Below are 959 nucleotides of genomic sequence, written 5' to 3'. Positions count from 1 at the left end.
GGCCGCCATCATGGATACCCAAGCCTTTCAACATCTACTGTCCCTCTTCCCATTGCTCACTTTGCGTCAGCGTCGTCTCGCGCAACAGGAACTCACCACCCCTCACCCCATCACCTCGTTGGCCACTCAACTGCCCACATGCCAATGCTGCCCTCACTGCCAGGCCGAGGCCACACAACTGGCTCCCTGGGGCTGGTCTCGAGGGCTGCGCCGTTATCGCTGCAAGCAGTGTTTGCGCACCTGTTCCGTTCTCACCAACACGCCTCTCGCCCGACTTCGCAAGCCACAGTGCTGGGAAGACTATGCACAGGCCCTCATCGACGGTCTGACCGTCCGGCAGGCGGCGCTCCGCTGTGGGGTCGGTAAAAACACCGCCTTTTTGTGGCGTCACCGCTTCCTGAAGGCCATGGCAACCCATCAGGCGGTACGGGAAGAGGGTATTGTCGAGGTCGATGAGACCTTCTTCCTGGAGTCGTTCAAAGGACAGCGCGGATTGCCCCGCCCGGCCCGCCATCGTGGAGGTAAAGGCCGTACCCGAGGCACAGGACCGGATTACATCCCGGTGATGGTGGTGCAAGACAGAGCAGGCCACCTGGCTGACTTCCAGTTGGAACGGCTGAATGCCAGGACGGTGAAGGCAGTGCTTCAACCGCTTATCGCCCCGGATGCCGTCCTGTGCAGCGATGGTGCCGGGGTGTATGCGAGTTTCAGCAAGGGGCAAGGGATAACACACCAAGTGGTGCGCAATCGAGCGGGAGAGCGGGTGGTGGGTGCATATCACATCCAACATGTGAACGGGTACCACAGGCGATTGAAGGAGTGGATGGAGCGGTTCCATGGGGTCGCGACCCACTATCTGAGGAATTATCTGGGTTGGCGCAGGATGTTGGAGCGCTATGGGCGGGAAGTGAATATCTCACGTTGCTTGCATGAGGCGCTGGGGCGCCCCATGCAACACG

At 60.5% G+C, this 959-nt stretch carries 1 protein-coding gene; it reads left to right on the top strand.

What is annotated here, in order from left to right:
* Positions 1-10: 10 nt before the first annotated feature.
* On the top strand, positions 11-959 hold a 949-nt coding region (locus tag AACR77_RS17075; RefSeq protein WP_042882977.1), incomplete at its 3' end, for an IS1595 family transposase.

This window comes from Aeromonas sp. ZOR0002, from assembly GCF_963866995.1.
In the GTDB taxonomy this organism is placed as follows: Bacteria; Pseudomonadota; Gammaproteobacteria; order Enterobacterales; family Aeromonadaceae; genus Aeromonas; species Aeromonas caviae.
Note: the sequence above shows the minus strand (reverse complement) of the source record. Positions and strands in the feature narration are given on the sequence as shown.